This window comes from Finegoldia magna ATCC 53516, assembly GCF_000159695.1.
Classification (GTDB): domain Bacteria; phylum Bacillota; class Clostridia; order Tissierellales; family Peptoniphilaceae; genus Finegoldia; species Finegoldia magna_F.
Window position 1 is genome coordinate 1790087 of the sequence record NZ_CM000955.1, and the last position, 17083, is coordinate 1807169.

General features: G+C 31.8%; 16 protein-coding genes. All 16 read right to left on the bottom strand.

Annotation, left to right across the window (positions count from 1 at the left end):
- Positions 1–29: 29 nt before the first annotated feature.
- The 16 genes from lysS to pfkA all read right to left on the bottom strand — a co-directional run bounded on the left by lysS (position 30) and on the right by pfkA (position 17080).
- On the bottom strand, positions 30–1940 hold the full coding sequence (gene lysS, locus HMPREF0391_RS08605) for a lysine--tRNA ligase (RefSeq protein ID WP_002836688.1): 1911 nt from the start codon (positions 1938–1940) through the stop codon (positions 30–32).
- A 2-nt stretch (positions 1941–1942) separates the two neighbouring features.
- Complete coding sequence (gene greA / locus HMPREF0391_RS08610) at positions 1943–2422, bottom strand: transcription elongation factor GreA (RefSeq protein WP_002836689.1); 480 nt, start codon at positions 2420–2422, stop codon at positions 1943–1945.
- A gap of 83 nt (positions 2423–2505) precedes the next feature.
- Positions 2506–3438 carry a tRNA dihydrouridine synthase DusB gene (gene dusB / locus HMPREF0391_RS08615; RefSeq protein ID WP_002836690.1) on the bottom strand — a complete coding sequence of 311 codons (933 nt, stop codon included), beginning with the start codon at positions 3436–3438 and terminating at the stop codon, positions 2506–2508.
- A complete protein-coding gene (locus HMPREF0391_RS08620; protein WP_002836691.1) occupies positions 3431–4219 on the bottom strand; it encodes a type III pantothenate kinase in 789 nt (262 codons plus the stop codon). The genes dusB and HMPREF0391_RS08620 overlap by 8 nt, the downstream gene beginning before the upstream one ends.
- A gap of 5 nt (positions 4220–4224) precedes the next feature.
- Positions 4225–5823, bottom strand: coding sequence for a CTP synthase (locus tag HMPREF0391_RS08625; RefSeq protein WP_002836692.1), 1599 nt, complete (start codon positions 5821–5823; stop codon positions 4225–4227).
- A gap of 14 nt (positions 5824–5837) precedes the next feature.
- Complete coding sequence (locus tag HMPREF0391_RS08630; protein ID WP_002836693.1) at positions 5838–7892, bottom strand: glutamine synthetase III; 2055 nt, start codon at positions 7890–7892, stop codon at positions 5838–5840.
- A gap of 114 nt (positions 7893–8006) precedes the next feature.
- Positions 8007–8471 (bottom strand): DUF5673 domain-containing protein, encoded by a 465-nt coding sequence (locus tag HMPREF0391_RS08635; RefSeq protein ID WP_002836694.1) that lies wholly within the window; start codon positions 8469–8471, stop codon positions 8007–8009.
- Positions 8471–10384, bottom strand: coding sequence for an ATP-dependent zinc metalloprotease FtsH (ftsH, locus tag HMPREF0391_RS08640; protein ID WP_002836695.1), 1914 nt, complete (start codon positions 10382–10384; stop codon positions 8471–8473). The genes HMPREF0391_RS08635 and ftsH overlap by 1 nt, the downstream gene beginning before the upstream one ends.
- The gene (gene hpt, locus HMPREF0391_RS08645) at positions 10384–10944 is read right to left on the bottom strand and encodes a hypoxanthine phosphoribosyltransferase (protein ID WP_002836696.1); all 561 of its coding nucleotides are present in this window, start codon (positions 10942–10944) and stop codon (positions 10384–10386) included. The genes ftsH and hpt overlap by 1 nt, the downstream gene beginning before the upstream one ends.
- Positions 10934–12289 (bottom strand): tRNA lysidine(34) synthetase TilS, encoded by a 1356-nt coding sequence (gene tilS, locus HMPREF0391_RS08650; protein ID WP_002836697.1) that lies wholly within the window; start codon positions 12287–12289, stop codon positions 10934–10936. Before tilS ends, hpt begins: the two co-directional genes overlap by 11 nt.
- A gap of 37 nt (positions 12290–12326) precedes the next feature.
- Positions 12327–12749 (bottom strand): S1 RNA-binding domain-containing protein, encoded by a 423-nt coding sequence (locus HMPREF0391_RS08655; protein WP_002836699.1) that lies wholly within the window; start codon positions 12747–12749, stop codon positions 12327–12329.
- Positions 12750–12817: 68 nt separating this feature from the next.
- Positions 12818–13192, bottom strand: a complete 375-nt coding sequence (locus HMPREF0391_RS08660) for an FtsB family cell division protein (RefSeq protein ID WP_002836701.1) — start codon at positions 13190–13192, stop codon at positions 12818–12820.
- A 1-nt stretch (position 13193) separates the two neighbouring features.
- On the bottom strand, positions 13194–13439 hold the full coding sequence (locus HMPREF0391_RS08665) for an RNA-binding S4 domain-containing protein (protein ID WP_002836702.1): 246 nt from the start codon (positions 13437–13439) through the stop codon (positions 13194–13196).
- Positions 13426–14316, bottom strand: a complete 891-nt coding sequence (locus HMPREF0391_RS08670; RefSeq protein WP_002836704.1) for an HAD family hydrolase — start codon at positions 14314–14316, stop codon at positions 13426–13428. Before HMPREF0391_RS08670 ends, HMPREF0391_RS08665 begins: the two co-directional genes overlap by 14 nt.
- A 34-nt stretch (positions 14317–14350) precedes the next feature.
- Positions 14351–16108 carry a pyruvate kinase gene (pyk, locus tag HMPREF0391_RS08675; RefSeq protein ID WP_002836705.1) on the bottom strand — a complete coding sequence of 586 codons (1758 nt, stop codon included), beginning with the start codon at positions 16106–16108 and terminating at the stop codon, positions 14351–14353.
- A 12-nt stretch (positions 16109–16120) separates the two neighbouring features.
- Positions 16121–17080 carry a 6-phosphofructokinase gene (pfkA, locus tag HMPREF0391_RS08680; RefSeq protein ID WP_002836707.1) on the bottom strand — a complete coding sequence of 320 codons (960 nt, stop codon included), beginning with the start codon at positions 17078–17080 and terminating at the stop codon, positions 16121–16123.
- Positions 17081–17083: the final 3 nt, after the last annotated feature.

A 17083-nucleotide genomic window follows, 5' to 3' on the forward strand; every position in this document is an offset into this window, starting at 1 on the left:
AAACCCCAGTTTCATAATTAGCGTGTCCTTTAATATAATTTTGATCCTGCTGGAATATTATCATCCAGCATTATTAAGTTAAGTTTTTCTTCACCGTCATACTCACAAATTGCAGATATAATCATACCTTCTGAGTCGATTCCCATCATCTTACGAGGAGGAAGATTACAAATTGCAAGTAGTGTCTTTCCAATTAAGCTCTCTGCGCTGTAATATTCCTTAATACCAGATAAAATAACTCTTTCTTTTTCAGAACCATCATCTAATGTAAATTTCAAAAGTTTTTTTGACTTAGGAACTTCTTCGCAGTTTTTAACCTTTACAACTCTAAAATCAGATTTTGAGAAAGTTTCAAAGTCTACCATATCTTCAAATAATGGTTCAACTTTCACTTTTGAAAGGTCAATTTCTTCTGTCGTAAGTTTGTCGTAAGTTTCGTAAGTTTCTTTTGACAAACCCCCATTTTCTGCCTTTTCTAAGCCTATTGGCTTCATTGTTGGGAACAACATAATATCTCTGATTGATTCGTTGTTAGTCAACATCATTATAAGTCTGTCGACACCAATTCCCAATCCGCCTGTTGGTGGAAGTCCTACTTCCAATGCGTTCAAGAAATCATAATCCATCATTTGAGCTTCGTCGTCACCATTTTCTCTGGCTTCAACTTGTTTCAAGAATCTTTCTTTTTGGTCAATTGGGTTGTTCAATTCACTAAATGCGTTTGCGATTTCTTTTGTGCATACAAATGCTTCAAATCTGTGTGTGTATCTTTCATCATCTGGATTTCTCTTAGCCAATGGACTTACTTCAACTGGATGACCCAATACAAATGTTGGTTGAATTAATTTTTCTTCGCAGAAATGTTCGAAGCATTCGTTAATAACTTCGCCACGTGACATATTTTCTTTTATGTCGACATTGTTTGCTTTGGCAACTTCACGTGCTTGTTCATCAGTTTCGATTTCATCGAAGTTGATGTCTGCGTATTCTTTTATTGCATCAACCATTGTGATTCTTTTCCATGGTGGTGTGAAGTCTATTTCTGTTTCGCCAAATTGTGCTTTCATAGAACCATTAACTTTTTCACAAACAAATGCAACTAATTGTTCTGTGATGTCCATCATATCATTGTAATCAGCATAGGCTTGGTACAATTCTATTGCCGTATATTCTGGGTTGTGAGTGTGATCCATTCCTTCATTTCTGAACATTCTACCCATTTCATAAACTTTATCAAATCCACCTACGATTAATCTCTTTAGGTATAATTCATTTGCGATACGTAAATACATATCGATATCCAAAGTGTTATGGTGAGTGATAAAAGGTCTAGCATTTGCTCCACCAGCGATTGTGTTCAAGATTGGAGTATCAACTTCCAAGAATCCTCTTGTATCCAAGAATTCTCTGATCGCTGAAATAATTCTAGATCTCTTAACAAAAGTATCTTTGATTTCTGGATTCATAATTAAATCCACATATCTTTGTCTGTATCTCAAATCTGGATCTTTTAATCCGTGCCATTTTTCAGGTAAAATTTGCAATGATTTAGATAAAAGTACTACAGATTTTGTTCTAATGGATACTTCCCCACTGTGTGTTTTGAATATTGTTCCTTCAACACCAACGATATCTCCAATATCCATATTTTTTACTTTTGCGTAGTTTTCTTCGCCTAATTCATTTACTTTATTAAATAATTGTATTCTGCCAACAGAATCTTGTAAGTCCATGAAGTTAACTTTTCCATGTCCTCTTTTACTCATAATTCTTCCGGCTATTTTAACTTCTTTTCCGTCAAATTCGTCAAAGTTATCTACGATTTCTTTTGTATTATTAGCATTGTCAAATTTTTCATGAACGTATGGGTTTTCATTTGCATCTAATAATTCTTGTAACTTTTGTCTACGAATTTGTAGCATTTCGTTTAAGTTTTCCATTATTATCCTTTCTTTACAGTTAATACCTTTAATTCTACGATTCCACCTGGTGTTTCAACTGTAGTAGTGTCACCAACTTTTAGGTTTAACAGAGCTTTTCCAGTTGGAGATTCGTTTGAAATTCTACCTGCAAAAGGATCAGATTCTGCTGTTCCCACTATTTTATAAGTCATTTCTTTGTTTGACTTTAAGTTTTTGTAAGTTACTGTTGATCCAACTGTCACAACGTCTTTTTGATTTTCATCATCTTGAATTACTTTTGCATATAGTAGCAAGTTTTCAAGATAGTTAATTCTTTCTTCTACTTGCGCTTGTTCATTTTTAGCTTCATCATATTCTGCATTTTCAGAAAGGTCGCCAAATCCTCTGGCAACTTTGATTTTCTCAGCTATTTCTGTTCTGCGAGTAGTCTTTAAAAACTCAAGTTCTTCTTTGTGTTGATCTAATCCTTCTTGAGTTAATAAAAATTCTTTATCTGCCATAATCTATTCTCCTTATTTTAACCATATATTCTAAAATTATATAACAAAAGGCATAATTGTCAAGTTTTTAGTATATGATTAAACTATTCGTTTTTAAATTCATCTAGTATTTTGAATATTTCATTAAGATCTGTTAATTGATTGATTTCGTTCTTAACTTTATTAGAATTTCTAAATCCTTTCAGATACCATTGAATGTGTTTTCTCATTTCTAAAATCGCACGTTTTTCTTCATAAAATTCCAATTTCAATTGCATGTGTTTTTTGATTGTGTCGATAACTTCTTCTTTAGTTTTGATTTCGTCATCACTAAAAATAAATGGATTTTGCATTGCACCTCTTGCCAACAAAACTCCATCACAATTTGAATATTCCATATTTTTTCTGATGTCTTCTTTTGTAAAACAATCTCCATTGCCAAATACTGGAATGTCTACATTTTCAACTAATCTTTTAATGTGTGCCCAATCAGCCTCTCCTGAATAAAACATTTTTCTAGTTCTAGCGTGAAGGGTAATATAATCCACTTTCAATCTCTCACAAATTTGTCCAAGTTGCATATAATTCATGGAATTTTCATCAATTCCAAGTCTGAATTTTACAGAAACTGGCAAATCAGTGTTGTTCTTACAAGCTCTGATAACATCTTCTGCTAAGTTCAAATCTCCCATTAATGCTGAGCCATCACCATTTTTGAAAATTTTCGGTGCAGGACATCCCATATTTATATCTATTGATTTGAAATTGTAATTTTCAGTCAGAAATCTGGTAGCATAGGCAATGATTTCTGGTTCGTGTCCAAATATTTGAACAGATGTGTTGTTCTCTCTTGAATCTGTATCTAAAAGTTTTTTTGTTTTCTTATCATCATAGTAAAGTGCTTTGGCACTTATCATTTCTGTAAAGCACAGTCCCGCTCCCAATTCTCCACAGATTATTCGAAATGGAATATCTGTAACTCCAGCTAATGGTGCCAAAAACAAATTACTATTTAAGTTCAATTTTTCTTTAATCATTTCTGTTTAAATCGTTAATAATTTTTAAGCCGTCCAAAGTAATTAGTTTGTCAATAATTGTAATGTACTTGGATTGTTTTGCAATCAAATACGAAAAACCACCCGTTGCAATTATTGTAACTTCGTCTTTTGTTTTGTGTCTTTCTTCTAGGATTTTCTCGATTATATAATCTATTAATCCGATAAATCCGAATACAACTCCCGATTGCATACTTTTTACGGTACTATCTCCAATGACTTTATCTGGCATTTCTATTTCAATCTTTGGTAGTTTTGCAGTCTTCATAAATAATGCTTCTGAAGAAATTGCAATCCCTGGAGCTATTGCTCCTCCCAAATATTCTTTATTTTCAGAAATATAATCAAAAGTTATCGCCGTTCCAATATCTACAATAATCACTGGAGTAGAATATTTTTTACAAGCACTTACTGCGTTAATAATTCTGTCTACACCGACTTCTTTTGGACTAGCATATTTATTAACTATTCCCGTCTTTATATTTTCATCTACTATTAGTGGTTCAATTCCCAAATATTTTTTTACTGCTTTTGGTATAGTTGGCATTAGATTTGGTACGACTGAACCAATAATAGCTTCTTTTATATCAGATTTTTTAATATTTGAATATTCCAAAGCTTGTCTAAGTGTTAGAGCGTATTCATCACTAGTTTTTCTCAAGTCTGTGGATATTCTCCATTCAAAAATCAACTCATCATCTTTGAAAATACCCAATACAATATTAGTATTTCCAATATCTATTACAAGTAAAATATCTTCCACCTTCTTTATTTGTTTTCAATGGATGCTTTAATGAATCCGTCGAATAGAGGATGAATCTTGTTAGGTCTTGATTTGAATTCTGGGTGGAATTGGCAACCTAAGAAGAATTTATTTTGTGGTATTTCAAGCATTTCTACCAAATTGTATTGGTCATTAATTCCTGAGAATACGACATTGTTTTGTTCAAATTGTTCTCTGTAGTCGTTGTTGAATTCGTATCTGTGTCTGTGTCTTTCTTGAATGAATTCGTCACCGTACAATTCTTTTGCCAATGATTTATCCTTCAAATGACATTCATAATTACCAAGTCTTAATGTTCCACCTATATCTTCAATATCTCTTTGTTCTTTCATTAAACTTATTACAGGATTTTTACAATCAGCAACAACTTCTGCTGTATTAGCATCAGCTAAACCAAGTATATTTCTAGCAATATCAATTGCTGCAATTTGCATTCCCAAACAAATTCCGAAATATGGCATATTGTTTTCACGACAGTATTTTGAAGTTTCGACCATTCCTTCCATGCCTCTTCCACCAAATCCACCTGGGACGATAATACCATTTAATCCTTCGAATGATTCTTTGATATTGTCTTTGTTTAATTCTTCGGAATTAATCCAACGAATGTTTACTTTGTGATTGTTTGCATATCCAGCATCTATCAATGCTTGTTCTACAGAAAGATAAGCATCGTGAAGTTCTGTGTATTTTCCAACTAAACCTATGTTTACAGTCTCAGTTGCTTTTCTGTAGTTTTCAATCATTTTTCTCCATTTTCCATCTTCTTCGCCTTTGGATTTAAGTTTCATTTTTCTCATGATATATTTATCCAAATTTTGTTCTTGGAATTTCAACGGAACTTCATAAATGAAATCAACGTTGAATGATTGAATAATAGCTTCAACTGGAACGTCGCAGAATAATGAGATTTTTTCTTTTAATTCATCTGTAACTATTCCTTCACTTCTAAGGATTATTACATTTGTTTTAATTCCCAAACTCATCAATTCTTTGTAAGAATGTTGTGTAGGTTTTGTTTTTAGTTCATTGCTTCCTGGAATTGTTGGAACTAAAGTTGTATGAATGAATAATACGTCTTCTTTTTCGTTTTCAGCGTGGATTTGTCTGATTGCTTCTAAGAATGGCAATGATTCTATATCTCCAACAGTTCCACCTATTTCAGTTATAACAATATCTGCTTGAGATTCTTCAGCTGCTTTGTACACTGCTTTTTTTATTTCATCAGTAATATGTGGAATAACTTGTACGGTTTTACCGTTATAATCTCCACGTCTTTCTTTTTTGATAACGTCGTTGTAAACTTTTCCTGTAGTAATGTTAGATCTTTGAGTTAATTCTTCATTGATAAATCTTTCATAATGGCCTAAGTCTAGGTCAGTTTCTGCTCCGTCTTTTGTTACAAAAACTTCTCCATGTTGATAAGGACTCATAGTACCTGGGTCAATGTTCAAGTACGGGTCAAATTTTTGCATAAATACAGAAATTCCTCTGTCTTTTAGCATTCTACCAATACTTGCACCGCTAATTCCCTTACCTATACCAGAGACAACTCCTCCAGTAATAAAAATAAATTTACTCATTACTCCTCCTATAATTATATTAATGATGAATATATGTCTTGAATATCACACAAACTATAATTTTCTTTGTAGACGAATTTTTCAAGACTGTCGTGTACTTCTCTGATTTCTTCAATTAATGGACTAATTTCATATTGGAAATATTTAGCCTTTTCGTATTTAGATTCAAAATCAGATTTGTGTATCATTTCTTCCAAATTATTTCTCTTGTCGATAATTTCATTCAAGCCATTTTTCAATTTTTCTTGTGTAGAATCCAAGCTATTAATGCCACATTTTTCAATTAAATTGCTGTTTTGAATAAGTTGTTTTGAGAAAGCATTAATAACGAATTTATCCAACATATAAATCAAAGTCTTAGCTTCAATTTCATGAGTTGTTATTACATCTTCCAATCCAACATCGTAGATTGCGTGTAATTCTTCCTCACTTAGTATACCACAAAAATCCTTGATAGATTCTTCTGAAATTAAGGAATACAAAGAATCAAAATAATGAACTAAATCCAACAAACCTCTCTTCTTCGCTTCTTCTCTCCAAAGTTCTGTGTAGTTGTCTTGTCTGTATAAAATATGTTTGTGATTTTTCAAAATATCGACAACTTCTGATTTTATAAATTGTTCAATATTTTCATTTTGAGATTTGCATTTTTCGTAAACTCTTTTGATTGCATTTGCATACATTGTGTTCAAAACAATGTTCACATCACTTGCACTGTTTGAAGAACCTAACATTCTAAATTCAAATTTATTTCCACTGAAGGCAAATGGACTTGTTCTATTTCTGTCTGTCATATTTGGTGGAATGTAATCAAATCTATTTATTGAAAATTCAGGATAATTTCTGACAATTTCTTGTTCATTCATAAGTGAGTTAAATGTTTCTTCGATATCTTGTCCCAAATCCATAGAAATTATTGATGGTGGAGCTTCATCTCCTCCTAATCTATAATCGTTGGATGTAGTGGATGATGCCGATCTTAAAAGCGCTTGTGATTTGTCTACAGCTTCTATCAAACAAGCTATGAATATCAAAAACACAAGGTCATTTTCCATGTCAGCTTCTGGTGAGAATACATTCCTACCGTGATTTGTAACTAAAGAATAATTGTTGTGTTTACCGGATCCATTTACACCTTTGAATGGTTTTTCGTGCAATAAGCAAACTAAATGATGTTTTCTCGCAGTAGTTTTAAGTATTTCCATAACTAAATGGTTATCATCTACGGAAATATTCGCATTTTCAAAAAGAATCGCTACTTCGAATTGGTTTGGAGCAACTTCGTTGTGTTCTGTCTTTGCGTATATTCCAAGCCTGAATAATTTTTCGTCAACATCTTTGTAGAATGCTTCAACTCTTTGTGGAATTGAACCGAAATAATGGTCAGTAAGTTCTTGTGATTTTGGTGCTTGCGCTCCTAAAAGAGTTCTTCCTGTGTTAATCAAATCAATACGTTGTTTGTAGGCATTTTCATCTATTAAGAAGAATTCTTGTTCTAACCCGATTTTGACTTTCATTCTGTAGCAGTGTTCATCAGAAATTTCATTGTAAAGTTTTGTAGCGTAATCTGACAAATAATCCAAGCTTTTAAGTAGTGGCAATTTTTTGTCTAGTGTAGTCCCATCATAAGATACAAAAATTGATGGTATATACATTATGTTGTCTACTATAAAAGTGTTAGATGTACAGTCCCAATAAGTATAACCTCTTGCTTCAAATGTTGATCTGATTGATCCTGTAGGAAATGATGAAGCATCTGGTTCTCCTTTAATTAATTCTTTTGCTGAAAATCTATTAATTGGAGTATTATCGTCTCCTCTATCCAAAAATGAATCGTGTTTTTTTGCTGTTAATCCATTTAACGGTTGAAACCAATGACAAAAATGAGTGGCTCCTCTTTCAATCGCCCATTTTTTCATCGCATGCGCAATTATTTCTGCTGTTTCAATATCAAGTAAGTCTTCTTTTCTAACTGCATTTTTCCATTTTTGATAAATCGGAAATGGTAATGAATCTTTCATTTGTTTTTTATCAAAAGTGTCAATCCCAAAAATTTTGTTTGTATCCATAATTCCTCCATGTATTAAAATAAAAAAAATTGGCAATCAAAGAAAGCCAATTTATGAAAAACAAAAATAGTTGTTTTTTTATTATATTTAATCACAGTTTTGTTGTCAAGTATTTTATTGTTTTTTCTTATTCTTTTTTATGATTACTTGCATTTCAGAAGCATCACTTGGATTGATAGGAATAAGTTTATTAGTAGCTTTGGAATTTTTCAAAGTTAATTCCAAAAATCTCTTGTCTTTGGAATATTTCCATTGTTTAATATCTTCATATTCAGCCAAAAATCCATTGAAATAAATTCCTTTATCTGTGAATGAGATTTTTTCAAATGTTAAATAAATGAATATAACACCAAGTAGTATATAAATTAATGGGAACCATGTTTTTTGTTGATAAAGATATAGTAATCCCAATATTACGATTGAGTATGATGCAACCATCATCAACACTCTTTTTCTTTGGTTAAAGTTTTTGATAACTCTACCAATATTTTTTTTGACTTTGTATACATTGTACATTTGCTTTAATCCAAAAAGCAAAATCAAAATATACATCACATTAATAATATTTTGTGCGTTCATTATTTCTCCTGATTATCTATGTTGTTTTCTATTTCTTCGTCTTTTTTTCTGACGTCAACTAATTCTTTAGGTTCATTTTCGTGAATTTTAGTCTTAGTGTATTTGTCAAATATAGCTTCGAATTCTTCTTGTCCAATAGTCTCTTTTTCCAAAAGTCTGTTTGCCAAAGCATGCAACAAATCGATGTTTTCATTTAGAATATTCAAAGCTTTATTGTATGCTTCGTCGATTAGTTCTCTCATTTCAGAATCAATTTCATAAGCAATCTTGTCAGAATATTGTTTGTTCTTACCAAGCTCTTCACCTAAAAATACTTCAGCGTCATCTCCACCGTACATCATAGGTCCCAATCTCTTACTCATACCGTATTTTGTTACCATTGCATGTGCGATTTTCGTTGCTCTTTCAATGTCGTTACTTGCTCCAGTGGAAATATCGTCAAGCACAACTTCTTCTGCTGCACGTCCACCTAGTAACGAAATCAATTTGTGTTGCATTTGTCTTTTAGTCATAAACTTCGCATCTTCTTGTGGAAGATATGCTGTAAATCCTCCAGCTCTTCCCCTAGGAATAATTGTAATCATGTGAACTTTGTCATTATCTTCCAAAAATCCAGATACTATCGCATGTCCAGATTCATGATAAGCAGTAAGCACACGTTCTTTTTCGATTACAACTTGTGATTTCTTTTCCGGACCTGCAACAACTTTTATGGATGCTTCTTTGAATACTTCATTTGAAATTTCTGCTTCATTATCTCTTGCTGCAAGAAGTGCCGCTTCATTGCACAAGTTTTCCAAATCAGCTGGAGAAAAACCTGTAGTTGTTTTTGCAATATTTTCCAAATCCACATCTGCTTTAAGTTTTTTGTTTTTAGTGTGAACTTTTAATATTTCTAATCTTTCTCTAACGTCCGGAAGTCCTACATAAATAGTTCTGTCGAATCTTCCAGGTCTCAATAATGCCTTGTCCAAAATATCAGGTCTATTAGTAGCGCTCATTACAATTACGCCCTCATTTTTTCCAAAACCATCCATTTCAACTAATAATTGATTCAACGTTTGTTCTCTTTCGTCATGGCCACCGCCAAGTCCTGCTCCTCTTTTTCTACCTACTGCATCAATTTCGTCGATGAAAATGATGCAAGGAGCGTTTTTCTTAGCTTGTTCAAACAAATCACGAACTCTTGATGCACCGACACCAACAAACATTTCGACAAAATCAGAACCAGAAATACTGAAAAATGGAACCTTAGCTTCTCCTGCAACTGCTCTTGATAAATATGTTTTACCTGTTCCTGGAGGACCTACTAACAAAACTCCCTTAGGAATTCTCGCGCCAATATCGATATACTTAGAAGGATTTTTCAGAAAATCTACTATTTCCATCAATTCTTCTTTTTCTTCTTTTAATCCCGCTACATCGGCAAACACAACTTTTTCTTTGGAATCTTGGTTGAGTTTTGCTTTTGATTTTCCAAAATTCATCGCCTTAGAGTTTCCAGAGTTTTGTGTTTGATTCATAAACATAAACCAAATTATTCCAAGTCCAACTATAATTAATATCGTTGGCATTATATCCACATACCATGGTTTGCCAGGATCTTTTTCCGTCTTCAAGACTATCTTATTATTTTCAACAGATTCTTTCAGATAATTATTATAAAAAACTTCCCACATTTCTGATGGCATATACATTCTGAAAGGAGTGCCCTTGCTATCTTTTAGTACGCCTTTTATATCGTTTCCTCTTGCCACAATTTCTTTAACATTATCTTTCTTGACGTTTACAATCATTTCATTGACAGTAAAATATTTTGTGCTCAATGTATTGTTTTGAGTCATAGTCACGAAAAAAGCTATTAAAATAATTGGAACAAGGTAAATCGCTAAACTTTTAGTTACCTTTTTCATTAAATCTCCTTTTCATAAAAAGATTTTTTCAATACGCAAATATCTTCAATATTTCTAAATTGTTGAGCAAAATCCAATCCGTAACCAACTATAAACTCATTTGGCACAGTGAATCCTTTGAATTGAACCTCAACTTCATTAGTTCTTCTTTCAGGTTTGTCAAGAAGAGTTGCTATTTTAACCGATTTTGCTTTTCTATCCATCAAGTTTCGAACTAAGTAATTTAATGTGCGGCCACTGTCCACAATATCTTCAACTATAAGGATATTTTTTCCGGCAATATCTTCTTCTAAATCTTTGATGATTCTTACAGTTCCACTAGATTCTGAAGAATGTCCATAACTTGATACTGCCATGAAATCTATTCCAACTTCAAGGTCTATATTTAATGCTAAATTACTCATAAACATCGCTGCACCTCTTAGAATACCAACTACAATAAGCTCTCCCTTATCTTTGTATTCTTCAGTGATTTCTTTTCCTAATTCTTCAATTCTTTTGTCGATTTCTGATTTTGTTATTAATACCTTTTCGACTGCATCACATAAATTACTTTTCATAAGTCACCTCTATAACTAAAACTTCTTTACTGTTAGAATTTTTCATGTACAAATTTGATCTTTTCAACGACAAAATAGCATACACATTTTCTTCATCGCTCAAAATAGGATAATTATCGCGTTCAATCTGTAAAACTTTATTATCAATAAATACATCTTTAATTTTCTTTGTAAATCCTTTTAATTTGATTCTATCTCCATTTTTTCTTTTTCTTAAAATAAGATTATGCGATAGAATTTCAGAATCAAACACCATTTTATTTCTTGAAGGTTTTACATTAGTATCTTTTGTTAAGTAGCTATTAATCTTGAAGTCTCCAAAATTAATTTTCCCAAGTTCAAATTTTACACTTTGACTTTTTTTATTGTTTAGATTTTTCCTAATTATTACTTTATCATAACTTTTGAAAAAACTGTAGTCTTTAAATACATATTCGCTACCATTTTTTAAATCAAATAATTCTATAATATCGTCTATATATACCATTCTAATGTCTTGGTTAGAACCATTTAATTCAATTAAAAGTTTTCTGATTATGTTTCTTTTAACAGATGTTTTTTCTTTTCTGAACAAATCAACATATATAGAATATTCACTGTATTTTTGATTGACTAATTTTTCGTATTTTAATATCGTAACATCGTCAATTATTTCTTTGGAATCTTTTAAAATATTTATAGTTCTATATATGGATTCATTTATAGAACAGTTGAAGTTTTCTTGAATATAAGGCAACATTTCAAGTCGAATCTTATTTCTTTGGACATCAGCCACGAAATTTGTCTCATCAGTTACATATTCAATATTATTTTCATCAAGATAAGTAAGGATTTCACTTTTTGATACATCCAATAGTGGTCTTATTATATCTTTGTTTCGATATTGTATTCCACACAATCCATCAATTCCACTTCCCCTAAATAAATGTAAGAAGAAAGTCTCCACTTGATCGTCCAAATGATGAGCTACAGCAATCTTATTAAGTTTTTCTGATTCCAAGATTTCGTTGAAGCAATTATATCTTAAAATTCTACCGCTGTCCTCCAAACTTATAGAATTATCTAGGGAAAATTGTTTCATATCTACTTTTTTCGAAAAAAATTGTATATTTTTTTCTTCGGATATTTCCCTTGAAAAATTTTCATCCCTAATTGCTGTATCTCTGTATGAATGATTAATGTGGCATGTTTTTATTTCAAAATCCAAATCATCTTTTAGTTGATATAAAACATTGAACAAAAACACTGAATCTGCTCCACCTGATAATCCTATCAAAATTTTATCGTTTTTTTCTATTAAATTTTCTCTTATAATAGTGTTTTTTATTTTGCGTATCAAATCCATACTAATAAAAAAGCCGCATTAAACTGCGGCGTTACTCCTAATTATACTTTTTTTTCTTTGAAAACTTTTTATTTTCTCTTTGTCTGATGGAATCTAATCTTTCATTGCTTTCTTTCATAAATTTTGAAAGTAAATCATCAAAAGTTGATTCTTTAGAAGATTCTTTGTTTGAATTCTTATCATCATCTGAATAAGTTTTCTTAGAAAATTCTTTTTTGTGTTCTTTTTTCGGAAGACATTCCTTTATTGAAAAGCTAACCTTATTATCTTCAATGCTCATAACTTTGCATTTAACTACATCATTAACTTTTAACACATCTTCAACTTTTTCTATGTAGTCATTAGAAATTTGTGAAATATGAACCAAACCTTTGGTTCCATCTTCGCATTCTACAAATGCACCAAATTTAGTAACACCTGTTACTTTACCTTCAACAATATCGCCCACTGATATAGACATACGCAATATCTTCCTCCTAATATAATACTATATACCAGTATATACTACTAAAAAAACGGTGTCAATAATTATTTATCAGACTCCTTATCGAAAGTTGGTGATGGAGTGAAGTTAGTATCTTTTTTTGGTTTTTCCTTTTCATCCTTGATCAAAACTTCATTAGGTTTTACCATTCCTAATTTCTCCCTAGCGTATTTTTCAATCAATTGAGGATTGTCCAAATTTTTGGAATCGTCAGATAATTTTACTATTTCTTTTTCAAGTTCAGCTTTCTTTGTTTGTTGTTCCAACTTAACATTATTTATGTTTCTGATTTGAATTTGTTGCTTAAAAATTGTAAATAACAAAGTAACACAAGCAAAAATAGTTATCGCTGAAACAATTATTCTAAATTTATTAACGTTTTTTCTTCTTTTTCTTATCTGATTTTCCCTGGCATTCATTTTAATCTCCTAAAGTTTCAAACATTTTATCTGCATCGTCTTTCTTAGGATTATCTATTAATTCTGTAACCTTTGCCTTCAAAACCGATTGAGCAAAACTTATTTCAATTATATCTCCAACTTTTACGTTGTCTCCAGGTTTAGCGATTTTTTCGTTGATTTTCACTCTTTGGGATTCACAAGCAGTCTTGGCTACAGTTCTTCTTTTTATAATCCTTGAATTTTTTAAAAATTTATCTAATCTCATCTATTTCCTTATTTTCTATTTCTTCTAGTATTAATTTATAATCCAAATCTGATTCTACATTCTTATATATTATTTTATCATGTTTTTTAATGATTGCAGACTTCATTTTATCATTTCGATATAAACAATAAATATCACAATCTTCTATATCATCATTAAACGAATCTCTGTCGATAAAAAACATCGCTTTTACAAATTCCTTTGACTTTCTTTTGATTTTGTAAACGCCATTTTTTTCTTTTTCAAATTTTTCCAATATAAGTTTAATATCTTGCAAATTATCGACAATAAAATCAGCTTTGTCTTGTTTAAAATTAAATCTATCTTCCCTTCTGGCAATTACTGTCAATCCTGCGTTTTTCGCAGATTCAATACCGTAATCTGAATCTTCAATTGCAACTGCATCCTGTGGCCTTACTCCTAAAATCTCACATGTCTTAATGTAAATTTCAGGATTTGGCTTTGATTCTACAAAATCTTCACCACTAATTATCGCATCAAATTCATCTTTAATATCTAATTCATCTAAAACAATGTTAATAGTGTTTTTTGGTGATGAAGATGCTAATGCAAGTTTGAAGTTTTTTCGTTTTAGCTCTTTTAGTAATGGATAGAAACCATCCATTACTATAGAACTGTAGTTTATTTTATCACCTTCGATGTATTTTTTCATCAAACTATATACTTCTTCAGGTTTTCTGTGAAGTTTTGATTCTAAAAATTCATCAGTTTTTTGTTGACTTAAACCAGCAAGAGAAAACAAATTTTCTTCAGATATTTCGACGTCAAAATCTTCAAGTACTTTTTTGAAAAAATCAATATAAACTACTTCGCTATCGATTATTACGCCGTCCATATCAAAAATTACAGCTTTCATTTTCTACCTCTAAGTTTATTGTACCACATTACTGTTATAAAATCTTGGCTGCTCCGCGATAAACTAACCCAGCTATTGGATCAATAGTCAAGATTTCTTGATCTTTGATTTTACTTACAGCATCTTCACATCCTACAATCGTTGGAATTCCCAAATGCAGACCAACTATTGCAGCAGGTGATGTTAGTCCACCTTCTTCTACAATAATTGCAGAAGCTTTTTGAATGTATGGAACGAATTCTCTTTCCAAACTGTACAATACAATTGCATTGCCATCTTCAAATTTAGAAGCCAAATCTTCTACTCCTTTGGCAACTCTTGCTTTTGCAGTGACAGATTTTTTACCAATTCCTGTTCCTTCAATCAAAATATCTCCAATTGTGTGAACTTTTAATAAGTTTGTAGTTCCAGAAACTCCAACCGGAAGTCCCGCAGTAATTATAATTAAATCTCCTTCGTGAACCAAATCTTTTTTAATTCCTGCAGAAATAGATCTATCGATTACTTCATCAGTATTTTCGCTCAATTCACTAAGAACTGGATGAACCCCCCAAATCAAGGATAGTTTTCTCATTACTCCTTCTGATGTAGTTGCTGCAACTATTGGAGATAATGGACGATATTTCGAAACATTTCTAGCTGTTGAACCAGAAGTTGTAGCAACTACAATTGCATTTGCTCCAAGTTGTTCACTAATACTTCTAGTTGCAATACTTATTGCATTCGTAGTTGTAATGTCCAACCATTTCAATCTTTTGTTTGCAGCTTCTTTAAATTCTTCAGAATTTTCAGTATTAATTGCTATATCGTTCATTACTTTTACAGCATTTACTGGATAATTCCCTGCTGCTGTCTCTCCAGAAAGCATAACCGCATCGCTACCGTCCAAAATAGCATTCGCTACATCTGTAACTTCTGCCCTTGTTGGTCTTGGATTTCTAATCATAGAGTCCAACATTTGTGTAGCAGTAATAACTGGTTTTCCAGCTAATGAAGTTTTCTTGATTATTTCTTTTTGAACTATAGGCATGATTTCAGTTTGGATTTCTACGCCTAAATCTCCTCTTGCAACCATTATTCCGTCAGAAGTGTTGATTATTTCGTCCAAATTATCCACGCCTTCTTGTGATTCAATTTTAGAAATTATTTTTATGTCGTTTCCGTTATTTTCTTCTAAAATTTTTCTTATATCTAATACGTCTTGTGATTTTCTGATAAAAGATGCAGCTATATAATCAATTCCATTTTCAATTTCAAATTTTATATCTGAAATATCTTTTTCAGTGATTGCTGGTAATTTTACTTTTGAATTAGGAATATTGACTCCTTTTTTGCTCTTCAAAATACCGTAGTTGTTGACTTTGCAAATCACATCTGTATCTTTGATTTCTACAACTTCTAATTCAACTAATCCATCATCTATCAATACTTTTTTCCCGATATCCAAATCATCTGGAAGTCCTTTGTAGCTCACAGAGCAGATATTTTGATCTCCAGTTACATCTCTTGTAGTTAATGTGAATTGATCACCAATTGAAAGTTGAACTTGATCAACTCCAAAATCTCCCAATCTAATTTCGGGACCTTTTGTATCCAACATTATAGCTATTGGCATATCCAATTCTTCTCTTGCTTGTTTTATGTTTTTTATTCTTTGTAAATGTTCTTCATGACTTCCATGTGAAAAGTTCAACCTACACACGTTCATTCCACTTTGCATCAATGTTTTTAAAGTCTCCACAGAGTCTGATGCGGGACCTATAGTACAGACTATTTTAGTTTTCTTTAGCATATTTACTCCTCTCTATATTGAGATTTCCTTAGATATTTCATACAAATCTTCTCTGAATTTTCTTTTTGTTGCTACTGCTTCATCTATTGGCACTGTGATTATCTTGTTATCTTTCATAGCAATTGCTAATCCTGTTTTTTCTTCCATGATTAATTTTACTGCCAAATTTCCCATCTGAGTTGCCATTAATCTATCAAAAGTACAAGGTGTACCTCCACGTTGAACGTGACCTAATATTGTAACTTTCGTTTCAACGCCTGTTTTTTCTTCAATCATATTTTTAATATCGTAAGCTCCACCTACTCCTTCAGCAAGCATAATTAAATGATGTAGTTTTCCCCTTTTCCTTCCTCGTTCGATTTTTTCTGTAACTTCATCTATATTTAATTCTACTTCAGGAACTAGGATTGATTCCGCTCCCGATGCTACTCCTGAGTATAATGCAATATCTCCACAGTTTCTTCCCATAACTTCGATTATGTTTGCTCGACCATGGCTTGAGGATGTATCTCTTAACTTCGATATAGCATCACTTACAGTTTCAACAGCCGTAAAAAATCCAATTGTATAATCAGTGTATCCCATGTCATTATCAATCGTACAAGGAATTCCGATCGTGGAGATTCCTATTTTACTAAGTGCACTTGCCCCTTTGAATGAACCATCTCCACCTAGAACGACAAGTCCATCTATTCCAAAATCTTTTAAGATTTGGGCGCCTTTTTTTTGACCTTCTTCTGTTTTAAATTCATTACACCTTGCTGAACCTAAGATAGTTCCGCCTCTGTGAATAATATCTGCAACGGACGACACATTCATCTCGTAAATATTTCCGTTCATAAGTCCGTCATATCCAGACCTTATTCCCATTACTCTTATTCCATTGTATATACAAGTTCTAGCTATTGAACGAATACACGCATTCATGCCTGGTGCATCGCCACCACTTGTTAGTATTGCTATTGTTTTCATATT